The sequence below is a fragment of the Mycobacterium sp. 852002-30065_SCH5024008 genome (assembly GCF_001665645.1).
GTDB classification, from domain to species: domain Bacteria; phylum Actinomycetota; class Actinomycetes; order Mycobacteriales; family Mycobacteriaceae; genus Mycobacterium; species Mycobacterium paraffinicum.
Genome location: NZ_LZSZ01000130.1, coordinates 1 through 615, shown reverse-complemented (window position 1 = coordinate 615; position 615 = coordinate 1). Strand labels below are relative to the sequence as shown.

The following is a 615-nucleotide window of genomic DNA, read 5'->3' as shown; positions in this document are numbered from 1 at the left end:
GTGGCGTATGCCAGCCGCGTTCAAGGCCAGCCCCCTGGGTGGGTGCCGTTGGCGGTGCAGTACGCCGACTACACGCTGTGGCAGCGTGAGCAGCTGGGCGATCTCGAGGACCCCGACAGTGTGATCGGCGGGCAGCTGGCCTACTGGCAGCAGGCCCTGGCCGGGATGCCCGAACGCCTGGTGCTGCCCACCGATCGGCCCTATCCGGCGGTAGCCGATCACCACGGAGCCAGCCTCACCATCGAGTGGCCGGCGCAGTTGCAGCAGCAGATCACCCGGGTGGCCCAGGCACATCATGCGACCAGTTTCATGGTCATCCAAGCCGGCTTGGTGGCGTTGTTGGCCAAACTGAGCGCCAGTGGTGATGTGGCCGTTGGGTTCCCGATCGCGGGCCGGCGTGACCCGGCCCTGGATGAGCTGGTCGGGTTCTTCGTCAACACCTTGGTGTTACGCGTCGATCTGGCCGGCGACCCCAGCGTGGCCGAACTCCTTGCCCAGGTGCGCGCGCGTAGCCTGGCCGCCTTTGAGCACCAAGACCTGCCCTTCGAGCTGCTCGTGGAACGGCTGCACCCCACCCGCTCCCTGGCCCATCACCCCCTAGTGCAGGTCCTGTCT

The 615-nt window shown here is 67.5% G+C and carries 1 protein-coding gene; it reads left to right on the top strand.

Annotated elements, in window-relative coordinates; all coding sequences use genetic code 11:
* On the top strand, nt 1-615 hold a 615-nt coding region (locus A5781_RS16650; protein WP_156624729.1), incomplete at both ends, for a condensation domain-containing protein.